Below are 19,762 nucleotides of genomic sequence, written 5' to 3' on the forward strand. Positions count from 1 at the left end.
AAAACGGGCCCGGGGCAAGAGAACTGTTCTCTTGCCCCGGGCCCGTTTCACGGGTCAGGCGGGAAACGGTCCCCGGGTCAGCCGGACTTGCGGCGGAACATCTGGTCTCGGCCGGAGGTCTCCGGGCCGTGGCCATGGTCGACCTTGGAACGCTCGGACTGGTCGGACACGTCGGCGCCGCCGTGCGCGTGCTTCTTGTCCAAGGCCTCCCTGAACTTCTTCTTCATGTCCTCGCTGGGCGTCGGACGCGTGCTCTTCGACTCGGACACGGTGGCCTCCTGGATCGGTGGTGCGGTCGCACTCACTCTGACACGCCGCGACCGTCGCGGGCATCACGATTCCCCCGATGTCGCGCAAATGGCGGACATCACGCGTCGGTGGTGTCATCTTGGGGCGCATGGCGACGGGGCAGTGGTGGGACCGGGTGAGCCTGGGCCCCCGTCGGCGACGACGCCGGATGACCCGGCTGCTGGCCGAGCTCGACCGGCGCGACGCCGCCGCCGGTCCCGACCTCTGGCGGGGGCCGACCGCGCTGTCAGCACCCCGTCCGCGGCGCCGTCACGGCGCCACCCTCCTCCCGCTCGTCGCCACGCTGGCGATCACCGGCGGGCTGCTGTGGCTGCGGGGCGCGGCGAGCGAGCAGATCGACCACGTCGCCGGGATCATCGCCGTCGACGGCGGGCGCCCGCCGCTGCCCGCCGACGCCTCGACGTCGCGGTTGCTTCCGGCACCCCAGGCACCCGCCGGCACCGACGGCTACGCCCTGCTCCTCACCACCTCGACGAACGTGGCGGCCTACGACCCGTGCCGCCCGCTGCACCTCGTCGTCAACGCCGAGTCCGCGCCGCCGACGGCCGCGAGGATCCTCGACGACGCCATCGCGATGGTGGGACCGGCCGCCGGGTTGCGCATCGTCGTCGACGGGGGAACCGACGAGGTGGCCGCCACGGACCGGGATCCGATGGACCGCGCGCGCTACGGCAACCGGTGGTCACCGGCGCTCGTCGCGTGGACGACACCCGGGCGCGTGCCGCTCCTGGAGGGGAACACGGCCGGCGTGGGGGGCAGCGTGGCCGTGAGCGACCAGCTCGGACGGCTGCACAACGTCTCGGGGATCGTGCACCTCGACGGGCCCGAGCTCACCGAGGTCAGCCGGAGCAGGGGCGGTCACGCGCTCGCCGTGGCCATCGTCGCCCACGAGCTCGGGCACCTGCTCGGCCTGGACCACTCCGAGGACGAGAACCAGCTGATGCACGCCGAGAACTCGGGACAGACCCGGCTCGGGGACGGCGACCGGCGAGGACTGGCCGCCCTGGCGAACGTGCCCTGCCGCCGCGAGTTCTGACGCGGCGGTCCGCGTCGGTCAGCGGCCGCGCTGGCGCGCGTTCCAGTCGCGCATCCGCTGCGGGTAGCCGGTCTGGTTGACGTCGTAGGTCGGGAGCTGCAGCTCGGTCGCGATCCGGAACCCGTCCTCGCGGGAGGCCACGGCCCGCCGCGTCCACTCCCCGTCGTGGGCGATGAGGATGACCGTCGTCGCGGTGACGTGCGTGGCCGGCTCGACGAACGCCTCGACACCGCGCCGGCTGGAGGCGAACTCGGTGAAGTGCTTCCGGGCCCGGCGCGCGTCGTCCTTGGAGGGCGCTGCGGACCCACCTGCGGTCCGCCCACCCTTTCGCCGCCTCCACCACGCCATGCGGACACGATACGGGCGAAGGTTGAGAAGGGGCCGAGGGTTCGCTGGACACGCGGGGGTGCGCCGAGGGCGCGCGGGGGTGCGCGGGGTGCGCGGACGGCATACGGCATCGGGGGTGGCGGCGGCCAGACCTCGTGTGACGGGCGACACGGTGCAGTGATTGGATGGGCGGCACTGGCGCGCGGTCGGCGAGAACCGCTCGGCGTGCGCCGCCCAGCGAGCAAGGGAGCAGCAGCGATGCCGGCCACCGCCGAGGACACCTACGACGTCGTCATCCTGGGGGGCGGGAGCGGCGGCTACGCGTGCGCCTTCCGCGCCGCCGAGCTGGGCCTGCGGGTGGCGCTGGTCGAGAAGTCGAAGCTCGGCGGCACCTGCCTGCACGTGGGCTGCATCCCGACCAAGGCCCTGCTCCACGCCGCCGAGGTGGCCGACACCGCCCGCGAGGGCGCGCAGTTCGGCGTCCGCACGATGCTCGAGGGCATCGACATGGCCGGCGTCAACGCCTACAAGGACGGCGTCGTCAGCCGCCTGCACAAGGGCCTCATCGGCCTCGCCAAGGCACACGAGGTCGACATCGTCGAGGGCACCGGCCGCCTCGTCGACCGCTCCACCGTCGAGGTCGACGGCCGGCGCGTCTCGGGCAAGCACGTCGTCCTCGCGACCGGTTCCTACCCGAAGTCGCTGCCGGGCCTCGAGATCGCCGGCCGGATCATGACCAGCGAGGAGGCGCTCCGGCTCGACCACGTCCCCGACCGGGTCGTCGTGCTCGGTGGCGGCGTCATCGGGGTCGAGTTCGCGTCGGTCTTCCGGTCGTTCGGTTCGGAGGTCACCGTCGTCGAGGCACTGCCGCGGCTCGTCGCCGCCGAGGACGAGGCCGTGTCCAAGGTCCTCGAGCGGGCCTTCCGCAAGCGCAAGATCACCGTCAAGGTGGGCGTGAAGTTCACCGGCGCCACCCAGGCGGGCGACGTCGTCACCGTCTCGCTCGAGAACGGCACGACCATCGAGTCAGACCTCCTCCTCGTCGCCGTCGGCCGCGGCCCCGTCACCGACGGCCTCGGGTACGCGGAGGCGGGCGTGACGCTCGACCGTGGCTTCGTCACGACCGACGAGCGCCTGCGGACCGGCGTCGAGGGCGTGTATGCCGTGGGCGACATCGTGCCCGGGCTCCAGCTCGCGCACCGCGGCTTCCAGCAGGGCATCTTCGTCGCCGAGGAGATCGCCGGGCTGGCTCCCGCGACGATCGTCGAGTCGACGATCCCGCGCGTCACCTACTGCAACCCGGAGATCGCCTCCGTCGGCCTCACCGAGGCCCAGGCCCGCGCGGCGCACGGCGAGGTCGAGACCTACGAGTACAACCTCGGCGGCAACGGCAAGTCGCAGATCCTCCAGACCCAGGGCTTCGTCAAGCTGGTCCGCACCAAGGACGGCCCCGTCGTGGGCGTCCACATGATCGGCGCCCGGATGGGCGAGCAGATCGGCGAGGCCCAGCTCATCGTCGGCTGGGAGGCCCACGCCGAGGACGTCGCGCCGCTCGTGCACGCGCACCCGACGCAGAACGAGGCGCTCGGGGAAGCCCATCTGGCCCTTGCAGGCAAACCCCTGCATGCTCACAACTAGAGTTCTAGAACGCCACCGTCGTGAAGGAGAACTGACACCATGTCCGAACGTGTGACCATGCCCGCCCTCGGCGAGTCCGTGACCGAGGGCACCGTCACCCGGTGGCTCAAGAACGTCGGAGACCAGGTGGAGGTCGACGAGCCCCTGCTCGAGGTCTCGACCGACAAGGTCGACACCGAGATCCCCTCCCCCGTGGCCGGGACGCTGCAGGAGATCCTCGCCGAGGAGGACGAGACCGTCGCCGTCGGCGCCGACCTCGCCGTCATCGGGGACGGTGACGCCCCGAGCGGCGGCGACGCCGCGCCCGCCGAGGAGCCCGCCGAGGAGCCCGCCGCCGCCGACGACACCGCGGACGCGGCACCGGCCGCCGAGGACAACACCGGCCAGACCGGCGACGGTGACGCCGTCGACTCCGCGTCGGACCAGGACGCGGTGACGCCGGCGGGCGACGAGGGCGGCCAGGAGCCGGCCGAGCCCCACACCGACCAGGCGCAGGACGCGCCCGCCGACTCCGCGCCGGCCCCGTCCTCGGGTGGCAGCGGCGGCGGTGACAGCGGCGGCACGACCGTGACGATGCCCGCGCTCGGAGAGTCCGTCACCGAGGGCACCATCACCCGCTGGCTCAAGGCCGAGGGCGACGAGGTCGCCGTCGACGAGCCGCTGCTCGAGGTCTCCACCGACAAGGTCGACACCGAGATCCCGTCCCCCGTCGCCGGCACGCTGAGCAAGATCCTCGTCCAGGAGGACGAGACCGTGCCCGTCGGCGCCGACCTCGCCGTCGTCGGTGGCAGCGGGTCCGCGGACTCCGGCTCGGACGAGGGCGAGCAGGCCTCGCAGCCGGCCGAGGAGAAGCCCGAGCCGAAGGAGCCCGAGGCTGCCGCGAAGCAGCAGGAGCCCGAGGCTCCCGCGAAGCAGGAGGAGCCGGCGGCCCCTGTGAAGCAGGAGTCCGCCCCCGCCGACGAGAAGCCGGCCGCCGACCCCGCGAAGCAGCAGCAGGCGGCCCCGGACGAGCCCGCGCCCTCCGCGGGCAAGGTCGCCGAGGCGACCGCACCGGCCCCCACGGCCGGTGGCTCCGACGACGCGTCCGCCTACGTCACGCCGCTCGTGCGCAAGATCGCGTCCGAGAACAAGATCGACCTCGGCTCGGTCAAGGGCACCGGCGTCGGTGGTCGGATCCGCAAGCAGGACGTCCTCGCCGCCGCCGAGGCTGCCAAGGCACCGGCACCGAAGGCGGAGGCCGCGCCCGCCGCCGCCCAAGCGACCCCGGCTGCGGCCAAGCCCGCGGCCGGTGGCGACACCGATCTGCGCGGGACGACCCAGAAGATGAGCCGCCTGCGCAAGATGATCGCCACGCGCATGGTCGAGTCGCTCCAGAGCTCGGCCCAGCTCACGACGGTCGTCGAGGTCGACGTCACGAAGATCGCTCGGCTGCGCGACCGGGCCAAGGCCGACTTCGCCAAGCGGGAGGGCACGAAGCTCAGCTTCCTGCCGTTCTTCACCCTCGCGGCGATCGAGGCGCTCAAGGTCCACCCGACCGTCAACGCCAGCATCGACGGCGACACGGTGATCTACCACGGCAGCGAGAACATCGGGATGGCCGTCGACACCCCCAAGGGCCTCATCGTCCCGGTGGTCAAGAACGCCGGCGACCTCAACATCGCCGGGCTGTCGCGCAACATCGCCGACCTCGCCGAGCGGACCCGCACCAACAAGATCACGCCGGACGACCTGGCGGGTGGCACCTTCACCATCACCAACACCGGGTCGCGCGGTGCGCTGTTCGACACGCCGATCATCAACATGCCGCAGGTCGCCATCCTCGGCACGGGCGCCGTCGTCAAGCGTCCGATCGTCGTCACCGACTCCGACGGTGGCGAGACGATCGCGATCCGCTCGATGGTCTACCTGGCTCTCTCCTACGACCACCGCATCGTCGACGGCGCGGACGCGGCTCGCTTCCTCGGCACCGTCAAGGAGCGGCTCGAGGAAGGCGCCTTCGAGGCGGACCTGGGTCTTTGATCCACGTGGCACAGCGCATCGCCGTCGCAGGCTCGTCCGGACTGATCGGCGGTGCGCTGTGCCGCTCCCTGCGGGAGCGCGGGGACGACGTCGTCCGGCTGGTCCGGCGACCGCCGGAGCACGCCTCGGAGGTCCAGTGGGACCCCTCCACCCGACACCTCGACCCGGCGGTGCTCGACGGCGTCGACGCGGTCGTCAACGTCGCGGGCGTGAGCATCGGAGCCCGCCGGTGGACCCCGCAGTTCAAGGCCGAGCTCATCTCCTCGCGCACTGACGGCACGACCGCGCTCGCGACGGCGATCGCGGCCACCGGCCGGCCGATCCACCTCGTCAACGGGGCTGCGGTCGGCTACTACGGCGACCGCGACGACGAGGTGCTCACCGAGGACAGTGAGGGCGGCTCCGGCTTCCTCGCCGACCTCGTGCGGGCCTGGGAGGGCGCGACCGAACCGGCGCGTGCCGCCGGCGCCCCCGTCGCGCTGCTGCGCACCGGCATCGTGCTCGCGCCGACCGGTGACGCCATCAAGACGCTGCTCCTCCTCACCCGGCTGGGGCTGGGTGGGCCACTGGGCAACGGCCGGCACTTCTGGCCGTGGATCACCCTCGCGGACGAGGTGCGTGCCATCGAGCACGTGCTCGACGAACGGCTCGAGGGCCCGATCAACGTCACCGGCCCGGAGCCGGCGCGCCAGCGCGACATCGTCGCCGAGATGGGGCGCCAGCTGCGTCGTCCGACCTGGCTCCCGGCGCCCACGTTCGCCCTGCGGATCGTCGTCGGGGAGATGGCCGGGGACATCGTCGCGAGCCAGCGTGCACTGCCGAACCGGCTGCGGGACAGCGGTTTCGAGCACCATCACGCCACCCTTCCCGACGCCGTTCGCTGGCTCCTCACCCCTCACTAGGGCGTCCTGACGTCGCGGACCCGCCACCCCGACCCGGTGTGGACGAGGTCGAGGAGCACCGGGGCGGCTGACGTGGCCAGACGCGGCTCCTCCCCGCGCGGGCCGCGGACGACGTGCGCCCCCGTGTCGATCCCGGCGCGGACCGTGACCACGTCGGCACCCTTCCCCACGACGCTCGCCTCGCGCACGACGAAGGTCAGGCCGACATAGCGCTGCCGTGCCCGCTGGACCCCGGCGAGGACCTCGGTGTCACGGGCCAGTGCCGGCGAGCCGGGAGCGTCGACCTCGACGAGACGGGCGGCGACCCCCGTCGCCCAGGCGTCGGCCCGGGCGGCCGCGAGGGCCCGCACGAGACCGACCGGGTCACGCTCGGGAGCGTCGGCGGCCAGCCGGAGGTCGGGCGGGGTCCGTGAGCGGTTCGACGACGGCGACGCTCCCGGTGCGCTGGGGACCTCGGTCTCGCCCACGCCCCCCACCCACGACCCGGCGGCGACCGCGAGGACCACGACCGCGACGACGGCCATCCCCGCGCGCCGCCACGTCCGGGCGAGCCGGGCGCGCAGCGCCACCAGACCGACCCGACCGTGACGTCCGGACGTCACGCCGGCCGGCTCGGCCCGTGCCGCCGCGCGGATCCGTCGGGTCAGCAGGCTCACGTCGTCACCCCCGCCCGCAAGGAGCAACGGCTCCGCCGGCGCACTCTCGAAGAGGGCGAGCGCGAGCTCGTCGGCGCTCGGCCGGCCCTCGGGCCGCAGCCGCAGCGCGCCCTCCACCGCCTCGACGAGCGCCACGGGCAGCCCCGGCACGAGGTCGGCCAGCCGTCCCCGCACAGCGGCGAGGTCGGGCACGTCGCCGCTGAGGCAGAACCACGCCAGCGCGCCGAGCGCGTGCACGTCGGACGCGGCCATCGGCACCGCACCGAGGACGACCTCCGGTGCCACGAAACCCTCGGTCCCGCGGAGCTGCGCCGAGCGCTCCCCCGCGATCCGGGCCACCCCGAGGTCCGCGAGGAACGGCCGCCCGTGGAGGTCGAGGAGGACGTTGTCGGGAGAGACGTCGCCGTGCACCACCCCGACCTCGTGCAGTCGGGCCAGCGTCGACGCGATCGGGCTGAGCACGGTGACGACCTCGCCCGTCGCCAGGTGCCCGCGCGCCCGCACCACCGACCCGACCGTGCCACCGGAGAGGTGGTCGAGGACGAGCGCGACCTCGCCGGAGGGCAGCGCGACCGCCTCGTGCAGACGCACGAGGTGCGGGTCGGTGATGCGTCCGAGGACCGCGAGCTCGACGAGCGCGTCGTCGGCGTCGGCCGCCGGGACGACCTTGATCGCCACCGCGTCGCCGGACGCCGTGGTGGCCGACCACACGGTCCCCGACCCTCCGCGCGCGAGCGGACCGACCACCTCGTAGCCGGCGACGACGGGAGCGTCGTGCTCCACGGTCCGGTGGCGGCCGGCATACGTCGACGACGCGGTCGGGCGGGTGGTCTCCATGACCTCACTGTGGCCGAGCCCGGCGACTCACCCTCCGGGTTGTCCACAGGCTCAGCCGAGGCGCGCTCCGGCCGATGCCACCCCGAGCCAGGAGTGCGGGTTGCCGTCCCAGCACCAGCCGAGCTTGGGCGCGCGCTCACTGATCCACATCGCCGGAACCCGTCGGTCGCCACGCCGCGAGCCCGAGAGCATGAAGCACCGGTTCTTCTCGAGCAGGTGCGGGGCGTGGGTGACCACGGCGACGCCCTCGTCGATCGTGAGCGGAGTCCGCCCGCGGCCCCGGATCACCGGCAGGGCGTCCTCGGGCTTGACCCCGCAGAACTCCTCGCCGCGCTCGACGTCGACGAGCAGGTACGCGCCGGCGTCGGGCACCGCCAGCTCCGGCAGCGGGTGGTAGGTCGCGAGGTCACCGTCCGCGTGGTTGCGGTCGACGACGCCGGGCTTGCGACTACCGACGAGGCGGAGCAGCGGGACGGTCGTCGCGGGGTCGACGAGCGCGCGCGTGACGACGACGACGTATGCCGTCCGCCCCGGTCGGTCCTCCGGGTGCGCCTCGTCGAGTCGGCGTGCTTCCACGGCCAGCGGCGCCAGCAGGTCACGGAATCCGCTCTCCCCCAGTCCGGCCATGGCCGGGTATCCCATCGTGACGAGCCGGTCGACCTGCTCCTCGAATGACATGCGTTCTCCCTCTGCGTAGGCGGCGGAGGGTCAACGCGCGGCCCGGCGCCGTCGTTCCCCCCGAGGGCCCGGCCGACGGTTCCCACCCCTAGGGTGCAGGTCATGCCTGCCGACCAGCCGACGATCCTCGCGACCTCGGGCGGCTACCGCCCCGCCCAGCGCACCCAGCTCGAGTTCGACGCCCTCGTCCACCACGCCGTCGAGCTGTCCGGTGTGACCGGCCGGCGGCCGCGGGTCACGGTCCTCGGGACGGCCAGCGGGGACCAGCGGTTCTTCAACGACCACCTCCACCAGGCCGCCCGGGTCGCCGGCTTCGAGCTCTCGACGCTCGACCTGTTCCCGATGCCCAACCACGACGACGTCCGGGGGCACCTGCTCGACCAGGACGTCGTCTGGGTCAACGGCGGGTCGGTCGCCAACCTCCTCGCCGTCTGGGCCGTGCACGACGTCGGCCCCTCGATGCGGGCGGCGTGGGAGGCGGGTGTCGTGCTCGCCGGGGTGTCGGCGGGGTCGATCTGCTGGTACGTCGGCGGCACGACCGACTCGTTCGGTCCCGAGCTGCGCGCGGTGAACAACGGCCTGGCGCTGCTCCCCTACGGCAGCGGGGTCCACTACGACTCGGAGGCGCGACGACGGCCCCTCGTCCACGCACTCGTCGCCGACGGCACCCTTCCGACGACGCACTGCACCGACGACGGGGTCGGGCTGGTCTACCACGGCACCGAGCTCGTCGAGGCGGTCTCCGAGCGCGACGGGAAGGGCGCCTACGTCGTCACCCGGGACGGCGAGCGGGCCGTCGAGCAACGGCTCGAGCCGCGGCGGCTCACCAGCCCCTGATCCGTCGTCACCGGAAGCGGTCGGCCGTGTCCTGCACCCGGTCCCGGTACGCCTTCCACGACGCGGCGTCCCCGTCGGGCAGGTTGGGGACGTCGGCACGCATCCCGGCGAGCCCGTCCACGAGCTCCCGCACGACGTCCATGTGGCCGGCGTGCCGGTTGGTCTCGGCGATGAGGTGGACGAGGAACCGGTGCACCGACACGTCCCGGCCCGCGTCCCCCCACCACTCGACGGTGCCGGTGTCCTCGAGCTCGACCTCGTCGAGGACGGCGTCGGTGTGAGCCGCGACCCGCTGGTAGAGCCCGACGACCGACTCGCGCGACTCGTCCGCGGTCGCCCACATGTCGGCGTTGTCCTCGAGGGTGTCCGCCATCATCTCGGCGTACCACGCGGGCATGTCCGGGACGGGGCGCCCGAGGCAGTCGCCGAGGTAGCCGGCCTCGACGCCGGCGAGGTGCTTGACGACCCCGAGGAGGTTGGTCCCGGTGGGCGTGAGGGGTCGGCGGACGTCGTGCTCCGACAGGCCCTCGAGCTTCCAGAGGACGGCCTCTCGCGCCCAGGCGAGGTAGCGCCGCAGGACGGCCTTGGCGTCGTCGGTCACGTCACACCTCGTCGGCGTGCCCGGGCCGGGTGCCGGGCGTGATGACCTCGACGACCCGCTGCCCCTCGGAGCTGAGCCGTGCGGCGTCGATGACGGCGAGCGTGTGGACCGCGTCGTGCGGGTCGACCGGCATGGCGGGCTGGGGGTCGTCCGCGGCCAGCGCCGCCCCGACGGCCCGGTAGAACTCGACGGGGCTCGACGGCGTGGTCGGCACCGCCTCCCGCTCGGTCTCGCGGTACAGCCAGCCGCAGTGCTCCGGGTCGGCGTCGGCCGTGTCCGGGAGGACGTTCGGCTCGCCGTTGAAGTCGTTCTGGACGTAGGCCGCCCCCCGCCCGAGCAGGCGGACCCGCGGCCCTGCCGCCCCGGACAGGGACGTGGCACCCAGGTGGCTGACCACGCCGGAGTCGTGTCGGCAGACGAGGAAGGCGTCGTCCTCGGACGTCGTGCTGTGCGCCTCGACGGTCGCGAAGACGGTGGTGACCGGCCCGAAGAGCCGGACCGCCATGTCGATGAGGTGCGCGTGCAGGTCGAGCAGGATGCCGCCGCCCTCGGTCGCCGGTGCGTTCTCGCGCCACCGGTCCTTGGCCACCGGCCGCCAGCGTTCCCACCGCAGCTCGCACCGGAACGGTTCTCCTGCAAGGCGGTCGGAGACGACCGTGGCGAGCGTGGCGAACTGGTGGTCGTACCGCCGGTTCTGGAAGACCGTGAGGGGCACGCCCGCCCGCTCCGCGGCGTCCACGAGCGACAGAGCGTCGTCCGCGTTGACGGCGAGCGGCTTGTCGACGACGCACGCGATGCCCGCGTCGATGACCCGCTGGGCGTGCTCGAGGTGGCTGCCCGTCGGGGTGGCGAGGACGATGACGTCGAGTCCCTCGAGAGCGAGGAGCGCCTCGAGGTCGTCGACCACCTGCGCCTGCGGGAAGTCGGCGGCGACCTCGGCGCGGCGCTCGGGGTTGGCGGTGGCCACGGCGGCCAGCTCCAGCCCCGCGTCGCGGATGAGCGGCGCGTGGAAGTGGCGCCCTGCCGATGCGTACCCTGCGAGCCCGACTCTGACCATGGCTGGACCCTAGTGGGCGGCCGGCGCCCTCGAGGCGAACGTCTCGTCCGTCGGGTCGCCCCCGGCGTCGTCGACACGCTCGCCGTCGTCGGCACCCCCGCCGCCGGCGCCACCCGCGGTGTCGTCGCGGCGGTCCCCGGCCAGTCGGGCGGGCCACCACACCGCCGGTCCGAGGTCGTGCGCGGCGGCCGGGACGAGGAGGCTGCGGACGACGAAGGTGTCGAGGATGACGCCGAAGGCGACGATGAAGGCCACCTGCACGAGGAAGACGAGGGGCAGGACGGACAGCGACGAGAACGTCGCGGCGAGGACGATGCCCGCGCTCGTGATGACACCGCCGGTGACGGCGAGCCCGACGAGGATGCCGGGCCTCGTCCCGCGGTGGATCGACTCCTCGCGCACGCGCGTCATGAGGAAGATCGAGTAGTCGATCCCCAGGGCGACGAGGAAGACGAACCCGTAGAGCGGGATCGCCGGGTCGCTGCCGCCGAACCCGAGCCCGTCGAAGACGAGGGCCGCGACCCCGATGGTCGCCGCGAACGAGACGACGTTGGCGACGACGAGGAGCAGCGGCGCGACGAAGGAGCGCAGCAGCAGGCACAGCACGAGGAAGATCACGACGAGGATCGCGGGCACGATGACGCGCAGGTCGCGTCCACTCGCCTCGAGGACGTCGAGGTTGATCGCCGCCTGGCCCCCGACGAGCGCCTCCTCGCTCACGTCGTCGAGCGAGACCCGCAGCCGCCGCACGGTCTCCTCGGCCTCGGGGCTGTCGGAGGCGCCGGTCGCCGTGCCCTGCACGAGCTGCAGGCCGTCGACCGGTGCCGCCGTGGGTGGCTCCTGCCCGGGGATCGGCGGGGTCAGGCCGACGAAGGCGCCCTCGATCCCGTCGTCGGCCTCCATCGCCTCGCGCACCGCCTCGGCGCGCTCCGCGGGCACGACGACCTGGATGGGGCTGCCCGACCCGGCGGGGAAGTGGCGCTCGATGGCCTCCTGCGCATCGACGGAGTCGGTCGCGGTGAGGAAGGTGTCCTTGATGCTCACGCCCTCGGCGCTGAAGGTCGGGGCGAACGCCGCGGCGGCGAGGAGGACGGCGAGCGTGCTGACCCAGACCCGGCGAGGGTGCCGGCCGACCAGTCCGGAGACCCGGCCCCACAGGGCCCGGGTGCCGACGACGTCCTCGGCGTGCACGTTGTCGACGCGGGGGGCGAACGGCCAGAACGCCTTGCGCCCGATGACGAGCAGGACCGCGGGCAGGAACGTCAGGGAGGCCAGCAGGGCGCCGGCGATGCCGAGCGCACCGACCGGGCCGAGTCCGGCGGTGTTGCGCAGGTCGGCCAGCAGCAGGCACAGCAGGCCGAGGATCACCGTCGCACCGGAGGCGACGATCGGCTCGACCGATCCCCGCCAGGCCCGGCGCAGCGCCAGCCAGGTGTTCGGCTCGCCGTGCAGCTCCTCGCGGAAGCGGCTCACGAGCAGGAGTGCGTAGTCGGTGGCGGCGCCGACGACGAGGATGAACATGATCCCCTGCGACTGGCCGGAGAGCTCGATCGTGCCGCTCTCGGCGAGGGGCCGGACGACGAGCGCGGCGAGGCTGAGCCCGAAGACGGCGCTGAGCAGCACGGCGACCGGCAGGATCGGGCTGCGGTAGACGATGAGCAGGATGACGAGCACGACCGCGAGCGCGACGAGCAGCAGGACGCCGTCGATCCCGGCGAAGGCCGAGGAGAAGTCGGCGACGAGACCGCCGGGTCCCCCGACGCTGGAGGTGAGCCCGGTTCCGGAGAGGGCGATGCGCGCCTTGACCCGCACCTCCTCCGCCGCGGAGATGATGGGCGCCTCCCCCTCGACGACGTCCGAGACCGCCGCCTCCGTGAGGGGGATGACGACGAGGACGGCCTTGCGGTCCTCGCTGGGGATCGGGACCAGCTGCGTCCCGGCCACGAGGTAGTCGCCGAGCGTCCGGTCCGTACCGGGCAGCGGGAGGCCGGGCAGGGCCTGCGTGAGCTGGACCAGCGCGAGCCCGTCCTTCTCGTCGAGCTCGGCGCCGTCACCCTGCTCGGCGACGAGGATGAGGGGGATCTCCTCCTCGTCGGTGAAGCGGCTCACCCGCTCGAGCACCGCGGTGGACTCGGCGTCGGTGGGGAGGAAGGACGCGTTGTCGTTCTTCTGGACCTCGGAGAGCCGACCGGTCGCGGGGCCGCCGACGGCTCCGACCGCGAGCCAGCACAGGATGATGACGAGGGCTCCGAAGAGCAGGGACCGGGGCCGCCCGGGCCGGGCTCTGTGGCGGTTCACCCGATCACCCTAGGTCCCCGGCGGCGCAGCGTCAGGCGGTCGGACGGCATACGGTGGGGGCATGCGTTTCGTGCACCTCGGCTTCGCTCCAGACTACGTCGACTACCTCGACGGCTGGGAGCGCCAGCGGGTCGTCCACGCAGCGGTGGCGGAGGGCCGCGAGCCCGACACGACCCTGCTGCTCGAGCACGCCGCGGTCTACACCGCCGGCAAGCGGACCGAGCCGCACGAGCGACCGTTCGACGGCACACCGGTCGTCGACGTCGACCGCGGCGGCAAGATCACGTGGCACGGTCCGGGGCAGCTCGTCGGCTACCCGATCGTCGCGCTGCCGACGGTCCCGATCGACGTCGTCGCGCACGTGCGTCGGCTCGAGGACGCGATGATGCGGATGACCCGCGAGTTCGGGGTGGAGACGGTGCGCGTCGACGGACGCAGTGGCGTCTGGGTCCTTGCCGACGACCGCGGGCCGGACCGCAAGCTCGGAGCGATCGGGGTGCGGGTGAGCCGGCGGACGACGATGCACGGGTTCGCCCTCAACTGCGACGCCGACCTGTCGTGGGCCGACAACATCGTCGCGTGCGGCATCCCGGACGCCGGGGTGTCGTCGATCAGTCACGAGGCCGGGCGCACGGTGACCGTGCAGGACCTGCTCCCCTACGCCGAGAAGCACCTCACCGACGTCCTCGGCTGAGCCCACGACGGCGTATGCCGCGCGTCACCCGCTGCCGTCGCACGCGAGCGGGCTCGGGATCGCCGTGACGACGCCGCAGCTGGTCCGGGTCCGCGGCTGGCTCCCGGCGAAGCGGTCGCGGCTCGCGTCGATGTCGGCCGCGAGCGTGCCATCGGCCCCGAGCCGCCACGAGGTGACGACCGGGTCGCCCTCGACCGTGGGCGCCGTGACCGTGAGCACGGCACCGCGTCCCTCCCGAAGAGCGGCCTCCAGGCAGGCGCGCTGCATGGCACCCGCGACCTCGAGCCGCTCCCCCTGCCGCAGGACGACCACGCCGCAGTCGGTGCCCGTGCCGGAGCCGGACAACGCCGTGGGCGTCCGGACCGGGCCCGGTGTGTCCCCGGCGTCGCTCGGGGACCCACAGGCCCCCAGCAGACCGACCAGTCCCCACGCTGCGATGCGTCTCATGTCCGTTCGACGTTACCGGGCCTCGCGAGGTTCCGGCCGCGGGGGACACGCCGCGCGGCATACGGACGCCGGCAGCGGCTCGCCGTGCGTGAGGACGCCCGTCCGAGGACGGTTGCCGCGCAGGGTGCCCGGCCCGGAGGCCGACCGGCGGTGACGGGGTTGTCCGGGGCCGGGCGTACTCTGGAGCGCGTGACTGCCGCACCCGAAGGACGTCGTCTCCTGCGTGTCGAGGCCCGCAACGCCGAGACCCCGATCGAGCGCAAGCCCGAGTGGATCCGGACCACCGCGAAGATGGGGCCGGAGTACACCCAGCTCCACTCGATGGTGAAGAAGGAGGGCCTGCACACCGTCTGCCAGGAGGCCTCCTGCCCCAACATCTTCGAGTGCTGGGAGGACAAGGAGGCGACCTTCCTCATCGGCGGTGACGTCTGCACCCGCCGCTGCGACTTCTGCGACATCGCCACGGGCCGCCCCACCACGCTCGACCTCGACGAGCCGCGCCGCGTGGCCGAGTCGGTGCAGCAGATGGGTCTGCGCTACTCCACCGTGACCGGCGTCGCCCGCGACGACCAGCCCGACGGCGCCGCCGGCCTCTACGCCGAGACGATCCGCCAGATCCACGCCCTCAACCCCAACACCGGCGTCGAGATCCTCCCGCCCGACTTCGGGGCCAAGCCCGAGCTCGTCGGGCAGGTCTTCGACGCGCGCCCCGAGGTGTTCGCGCACAACCTCGAGACGGTGCCGCGCATCTTCCGCCAGATCCGGCCGGCCTTCACCTACGAGAAGTCGCTCGCGGTGCTGTCGATGGCCCGCGAGGCCGAGCTCGTCACCAAGTCCAACCTCATCCTCGGCATGGGCGAGGAGGACCACGAGGTCGAGCAGGCCATCGCCGACCTCCACGACGCCGGCTGCGACATCCTCACGATCACCCAGTACCTCCGCCCCTCCAAGCTGCACCACCCCATCGACCGGTGGGTCAAGCCGGAGGAGTTCGTCCACTGGAGCACGGTGGCCGAGGACATGGGCTTCAAGGGCGTCATGGCCGGCCCGCTCGTGCGCTCGTCCTACCGCGCCGGACGCCTGTGGGCCACGGCGATGACGAAGTGGGGCCGCCCCATCCCGGAGCACCTGTCCCACCTCGCCCAGGCCGCGAGCGACCCCGCCCGCCAGGAGGCCGCGTCACTGGTGGCGCGCTCCGCGCGGGCCGTATCCTGATCCACGAGATCGTTTCCGCACCGGCGCGCACCCAGCCGCCACTCAACTGACGCAGGAGCACGCACCCCGTGGCCAAGGCCAAAGAGAGCACCGAAGAGAAGAAGCCCGGCCGGTTCGCCGAGATCCGCCAGGGCTACCGCGCGATCAAGCAGCTCGACGGCAAGATCGGGTGGTTCATGCTGCTGGCGGCGCTCGTGACCTTCGCGGTCATCGTCGGGATCGGCTTCCTCCTCGGCGGGCTGTGGCGCTGGTACCTCGTCCTCATCGCCATCCCGGCCGCGCTGCTCGCCGCCACCTTCGTGATGAACCGCCGCGGTAACAAGGCCATGTACGGCGTCCTCGAGGGCCAGGCCGGCGCCGCCGGCGCCGCCCTGCAGAGCATGGGCCGTCGTGGCTGGTACGCCTCGACCGAGCCGGTCGCCGTCGACGTCAACCGCGCCTCCAAGCCGGGCGACATGTCGAGCGCCGCCATGGTGTTCCGCGCCCTGGGTCGTCCGGGCGTCGTGCTCCTCGGCGAGGGTCCCAAGCAGCGTGTGCTCAAGCTGCTCAAGGCCGAGGAGAAGAAGACCAACCGCGTCGCCCCCGGCGTGCCCGTCCACCTCTGGGTCGTCGGCGACGGCGAGGGCGAGGTCAAGGTCAGCAAGATCAGCTCGAAGCTCACCCGGATGCGCCCGGTCCTCACCAAGGACGAGGCGTCGGTGGTCAACAAGCGCCTCAAGTCGCTCGGTGGCCTCCGCACCGGCGTGCCTGCAGGCATGGACCCGACCCGTGCTCGCGTCGACCGCAAGGCCACGCGCGGCAAGTAGGCCCCGCCCACGTCGCGGAATCCCCTCGCCATCCCCCGTGGCCCGGGTCTAGCGTTCGCCGTATGCCGTCCGCCACCACCCTCGCTGCGTTCGCCGGTGCGTCGCTGCTGCTCATCCTCTTCCCCGGTCCGGCGATGCTCTTCCTCGTGGCCCGGGGGGTCGCCGGTGGGCGGCGCGTCGGGGTGATGTCGGCGATCGGCGTCGAGTCGGCGACCGCGACGTTCGTGCTCGCGACGGCGTTCGGGCTCACCGCCGTGCTCGCGACGTCGGCCCTGGCGCTGTCGGTCGTGAGGTACGCCGGGGCGGCCTACCTCGTCTGGCTCGGGATCGGGGTCCTGCGCACGCGCGGCGCGACGACGACGGTCGACGTCCCGACGATCGAACCGAGACAGAGCGACTGGACGAGCTGGCGGCAGGGCTACCTCGTCGGGATCGCTAACCCCAAGGTCGCCCTGTTCTTCCTCGCGTTCTTCCCCCAGTTCCTCGACCCCGCCCGCGGGTCGATGACCGGCCAGATCCTCGTGCTCGGCGTCGTCTTCGTCGCCATCGGCCTCGTCTTCGACGCGAGCTACGGCGCGCTCGCCGGCACGATCTCCACCCGGCTGGCCCGGCGACGCAGCGGGTCGGCCAAGGGCCGGGTCGCGGTCGGCCTGACCTACATCGGCCTCGGCGGCTTCACCGCGGCCACGGGGTCGCGCACGGTCTGAGGCCGTCCACCCGCCTCACCCCCGCCGTGCCGGCGCGGTCAGCCGATCCCCGTGTCGCGCGCCCGGAGCGCGGCCGAGGTGCGGTCGGGCACCTGGAGCTTGGCGAGCACCTGGGACACGTGATTGCGGACGGTCTTCTCCGACAGCTCGAGCCGGCGCGCGATCTCGTGGTTGCGGCAGCCGACGGCGATGAGCTCGAGCACCTCCCGTTCCCGTGGGGTGAGGTCCGGGAAGGCGCGCGCCGTGGGTGAGCCCTGCTCGCCGCCGGCGTAGAAGGACACGATCCGTCTTGCGACGCTTCCGCCGTACACCGCGCCTCCCGCAGCCACGGCCCGCACCGCTCCCACGATCTCGGTGCCGTCGGCTCCCTTGACGAGGTAGCCGCGGGCGCCGGCGCGCAGGGCGGCGAACACGTGCTCGTCGTCCTCGTGCATCGACAGCACGAGGACCGCCAGCCCGGGTCGTGCCTCGAGCAGCCGGCGGGTCGCCGTGACGCCGTCGAGGTCCGGCATCGTGAGGTCGGTGATGACGACGTCGGGTGCGAGGTCGGTGGCCGCCCTCAGGAGCGCGTTCCCGTCGCCGACCTCGGCGACGACCTCGACCCCCGCCGCCTGAGCGAGCACGGCGGCGAGGCCGAAGCGGTACATCGGGTGGTCGTCGGCGACGACGACGCGCACCGTCATGGCGCGACCAGGGGCAGGACCGCGGTGACCACGGTGCCGCCCCCTCCCACCCGGTCGACCGGGTCGACGTGCAGCCGGCCGTCGAGGTCGGCGGCCCGGCGCCGCATCGAGTCGAGCCCCACGCCAGAGCCGTTGACGGGGAACGGCCCGCGACCGTCGTCGGACACGACGACGTGGAGCCCCCCGTCGACTCCGCGGAGGGACACCGCGCAGCGGGTCGCATCCGCGTGCCGCACGACGTTGGTCAGCGCCTCGGCGACGATGCGGAAGGCGGCCTCCTCCACCGCCGGTGCGATGACGGGTGGGAGGTCCGCCTCCAAGCGGAAGCCCACGCCGCCGGGTCGGCCGAGCCCGAGCATGGACGCGGTGTCGCGGACGGCGGCTGGCAGGCCGCGCAGGACCAGCGTGGCGGGACGCAGCCCGTCGACCACCCGTCGGATCTCCGTCACGGCCGAGTCGGCCTCCGCCCGGGTCCGGGAGAGCAGGGCGGGAACCGAGGCGGGGTCGGTCGTCTGGGCGACGGCAGCAGCTTCGAGCCCGAGCGCGATCCCCGACAGCGAGGGTCCGAGGCCGTCGTGGAGGTCGCGTCGGAGGCGATCACGTTCGGCCAGGGTGGCCGTGGTGACGCGCTCGCGTTCGCGCTCCAGGGTCTCGGCGAGGTGCCGGGCGTGGACGACGACGGCGAGGTGCGGGGCCAGCGCGGCGGCGATCCGTTGACCGGTCCCGGTGACCTCCGGACGTCCCCGTGTCACGCCGATGGCCACGGTGCCGAGGTCCTCGCCACCGTGCCTCAGCCCCACCGTCGTCGTCGGCGCAGCGCGGTCGTCGACCGCCCCCACCTGCGCGACGAGCCGGCCCGTGGGATCGCGCACCACGGCCCACGACGCGCCCGCAGCGGACGCGACCGCCTCGAGCATCGCCGCCACGGGGTCGTCGTGGGGGACCTCGAGGTCGGCGGCCACGCGGTCGACGAGGGCGAGGGGGTCGGCCCGCTCCCCCAGCACGAGACGGTCGACCACGACCCGCAACCGCTGCGCCAGGGGAAGCATGACGACGACGACCACGGCGGAGGCGACGAGCAGCGGGAGCGGACCCTCGGGCAGCACGTCGGCCAGAACCGTCGTCAGCCCGCCGACGACGAGGGCGACCAACACGGTCATCGGGACGTAGAGCAGCGTGCGGCGCAGGGCCACCTCGATGCCGAGGAGCCGGTAGCGCAGCACACCGATCGACACGGCGACGGGGACGAGGCCGTACGACAGGCCGAAGAGGAACCGGTACTCGGTGAAGACGGTCCCGACCATGAGCGCCACGACGCTGAGCAGCCACAGGAGCTGCTGGCGCTCCGGGGCGCTGGCTCGCACGGCACGCCAGGCGGTCCCGACGATGACGCTCACGGCGGAAACCGCGAGGAGGACGACGGTCGGCGCACCGACGACCCACAGCGCCCACGCCGGGACCGACCACGGCAGCTCCGTGCCTGCCACCCCGTCGTCGAGGGCACCGGGCGCGACCCCCAAGAGCACGGACCCGCTCACGATGGCGACGACGGTCAGGCGGACGTGCCACGCCCAGTACCTCGACGGAGGGTGCCCAGCCGGGTACAGCGCGGGGAGCACGAGCGCGACGAGCAGCAGCGAGGGAAGCCACGTCCACGAGGCCACCCAGGCCGTGGCGAGCCCGAGGGGAAGCGACCCGTCGGGGTCGGTGAGCGCGCGGACGGAGTACGCGCTGGCGGCGAGGTTGGTGACCTGGAGCAGCGCCGACAGCAGCAGCAGCCAGCCGATGGCGTTCCTCGGTCTCAGGTGGGTGAGGGCGGCACCGGACAGGGCGAACGCCGCGACGATCGGCCCGATCCACAGGTCGGAGTGCGGCGAGACGACCCCGGGACGCTGCAGGACGTCGCCCGCCAGCGACAGCGGGATGGTCAGGTACAGCGTCAGCACCACGAGGGCGAGGAACCATCCGGCGGCGCTGCGCCTCCGGTCGAGCAAGGCCGATCCCATCCCTGAAGT

Annotated in this window: 19 protein-coding genes; 9 read left to right on the forward strand and 10 right to left on the reverse strand. The window is 73.3% G+C overall.

The window, feature by feature from the left end:
• Positions 1–77: 77 nt before the first annotated feature.
• Positions 78–269, reverse strand: a complete 192-nt coding sequence (locus AC3EU2_RS18095) for a DUF5302 domain-containing protein (protein ID WP_488177658.1) — start codon at positions 267–269, stop codon at positions 78–80.
• A gap of 128 nt (positions 270–397) precedes the next feature.
• Here AC3EU2_RS18095 and AC3EU2_RS18100 point away from each other — a divergent pair, with 128 nt between their 5' ends.
• Entirely contained in the window at positions 398–1,345 is a 948-nt protein-coding gene (locus tag AC3EU2_RS18100; protein WP_488177659.1) for a matrixin family metalloprotease, read from the forward strand.
• Between the two features lie 18 nt (positions 1,346–1,363).
• Here the strand turns inward: AC3EU2_RS18100 and AC3EU2_RS18105 are convergent, their stop codons facing one another.
• Entirely contained in the window at positions 1,364–1,693 is a 330-nt protein-coding gene (locus AC3EU2_RS18105; protein ID WP_488177660.1) for a hypothetical protein, read from the reverse strand.
• A 237-nt stretch (positions 1,694–1,930) separates the two neighbouring features.
• Between AC3EU2_RS18105 and lpdA the strand changes: the two genes are divergently transcribed.
• From lpdA to AC3EU2_RS18120, 3 genes are read left to right on the forward strand one after another with little or no spacing between them, the layout of a single operon-like run.
• Positions 1,931–3,310, forward strand: coding sequence for a dihydrolipoyl dehydrogenase (gene lpdA / locus AC3EU2_RS18110; RefSeq protein ID WP_488177661.1), 1,380 nt, complete (start codon positions 1,931–1,933; stop codon positions 3,308–3,310).
• Between the two features lie 39 nt (positions 3,311–3,349).
• Positions 3,350–5,329, forward strand: coding sequence for a 2-oxoglutarate dehydrogenase, E2 component, dihydrolipoamide succinyltransferase (gene sucB, locus AC3EU2_RS18115; protein ID WP_488177662.1), 1,980 nt, complete (start codon positions 3,350–3,352; stop codon positions 5,327–5,329).
• A gap of 5 nt (positions 5,330–5,334) precedes the next feature.
• A complete protein-coding gene (locus AC3EU2_RS18120; protein WP_488177663.1) occupies positions 5,335–6,231 on the forward strand; it encodes a TIGR01777 family oxidoreductase in 897 nt (298 codons plus the stop codon).
• On the opposite strand, the gene AC3EU2_RS18125 is transcribed toward AC3EU2_RS18120, so the two are convergent.
• Positions 6,228–7,724, reverse strand: a complete 1,497-nt coding sequence (locus AC3EU2_RS18125) for a serine/threonine-protein kinase (RefSeq protein WP_488177664.1) — start codon at positions 7,722–7,724, stop codon at positions 6,228–6,230. The two genes, AC3EU2_RS18120 and AC3EU2_RS18125, sit on opposite strands and share 4 nt — an antisense overlap.
• A gap of 51 nt (positions 7,725–7,775) precedes the next feature.
• Positions 7,776–8,402, reverse strand: coding sequence for a DUF5701 family protein (locus AC3EU2_RS18130; protein ID WP_488177665.1), 627 nt, complete (start codon positions 8,400–8,402; stop codon positions 7,776–7,778).
• Between the two features lie 102 nt (positions 8,403–8,504).
• On the opposite strand from AC3EU2_RS18130, the gene AC3EU2_RS18135 reads away from it, so the two are divergent.
• Positions 8,505–9,239, forward strand: coding sequence for a Type 1 glutamine amidotransferase-like domain-containing protein (locus AC3EU2_RS18135; protein ID WP_488177666.1), 735 nt, complete (start codon positions 8,505–8,507; stop codon positions 9,237–9,239).
• A 7-nt stretch (positions 9,240–9,246) separates the two neighbouring features.
• Here the strand turns inward: AC3EU2_RS18135 and AC3EU2_RS18140 are convergent, their stop codons facing one another.
• Genes AC3EU2_RS18140 through AC3EU2_RS18150 form a run of 3 tightly spaced genes read right to left on the reverse strand, consistent with a single transcriptional unit; the run spans position 9,247 to position 13,195 of the window.
• Positions 9,247–9,840 (reverse strand): DinB family protein, encoded by a 594-nt coding sequence (locus AC3EU2_RS18140; protein WP_488177667.1) that lies wholly within the window; start codon positions 9,838–9,840, stop codon positions 9,247–9,249.
• 1 nt (position 9,841) lies between these two features.
• The gene (locus AC3EU2_RS18145) at positions 9,842–10,897 is read right to left on the reverse strand and encodes a Gfo/Idh/MocA family protein (RefSeq protein WP_488177668.1); all 1,056 of its coding nucleotides are present in this window, start codon (positions 10,895–10,897) and stop codon (positions 9,842–9,844) included.
• 9 nt (positions 10,898–10,906) lie between these two features.
• Positions 10,907–13,195 carry an MMPL family transporter gene (locus tag AC3EU2_RS18150; protein WP_488177669.1) on the reverse strand — a complete coding sequence of 763 codons (2,289 nt, stop codon included), beginning with the start codon at positions 13,193–13,195 and terminating at the stop codon, positions 10,907–10,909.
• Positions 13,196–13,256: 61 nt separating this feature from the next.
• Here AC3EU2_RS18150 and lipB point away from each other — a divergent pair, with 61 nt between their 5' ends.
• A complete protein-coding gene (gene lipB, locus AC3EU2_RS18155) occupies positions 13,257–13,889 on the forward strand; it encodes a lipoyl(octanoyl) transferase LipB (RefSeq protein ID WP_488177670.1) in 633 nt (210 codons plus the stop codon).
• A 24-nt stretch (positions 13,890–13,913) separates the two neighbouring features.
• Here lipB and AC3EU2_RS18160 read toward each other — a convergent pair whose 3' ends face one another.
• Positions 13,914–14,336: a hypothetical protein gene (locus tag AC3EU2_RS18160; protein ID WP_488177671.1), complete on the reverse strand. Its 423-nt coding sequence runs from the start codon at positions 14,334–14,336 to the stop codon at positions 13,914–13,916.
• 189 nt (positions 14,337–14,525) lie between these two features.
• Between AC3EU2_RS18160 and lipA the strand changes: the two genes are divergently transcribed.
• The 3 genes from lipA (at position 14,526) to AC3EU2_RS18175 (ending at position 17,064) form a co-directional block, all read left to right on the forward strand.
• Complete coding sequence (gene lipA / locus AC3EU2_RS18165; protein WP_488177672.1) at positions 14,526–15,551, forward strand: lipoyl synthase; 1,026 nt, start codon at positions 14,526–14,528, stop codon at positions 15,549–15,551.
• 68 nt (positions 15,552–15,619) lie between these two features.
• A complete protein-coding gene (locus AC3EU2_RS18170) occupies positions 15,620–16,357 on the forward strand; it encodes a DUF4191 domain-containing protein (RefSeq protein WP_488177673.1) in 738 nt (245 codons plus the stop codon).
• A gap of 62 nt (positions 16,358–16,419) precedes the next feature.
• Positions 16,420–17,064 carry a LysE family translocator gene (locus AC3EU2_RS18175; protein WP_488177674.1) on the forward strand — a complete coding sequence of 215 codons (645 nt, stop codon included), beginning with the start codon at positions 16,420–16,422 and terminating at the stop codon, positions 17,062–17,064.
• 38 nt (positions 17,065–17,102) lie between these two features.
• Here the strand turns inward: AC3EU2_RS18175 and AC3EU2_RS18180 are convergent, their stop codons facing one another.
• Together AC3EU2_RS18180 and AC3EU2_RS18185 are read right to left on the reverse strand one after the other, a co-directional pair.
• Complete coding sequence (locus AC3EU2_RS18180) at positions 17,103–17,747, reverse strand: response regulator transcription factor (RefSeq protein ID WP_488177675.1); 645 nt, start codon at positions 17,745–17,747, stop codon at positions 17,103–17,105.
• Complete coding sequence (locus AC3EU2_RS18185; protein ID WP_488177676.1) at positions 17,744–19,753, reverse strand: sensor histidine kinase; 2,010 nt, start codon at positions 19,751–19,753, stop codon at positions 17,744–17,746. The genes AC3EU2_RS18180 and AC3EU2_RS18185 overlap by 4 nt, the downstream gene beginning before the upstream one ends.
• Positions 19,754–19,762: the final 9 nt, after the last annotated feature.

The sequence above is a fragment of the Knoellia sp. B-D-2 genome, from assembly GCF_057714695.1.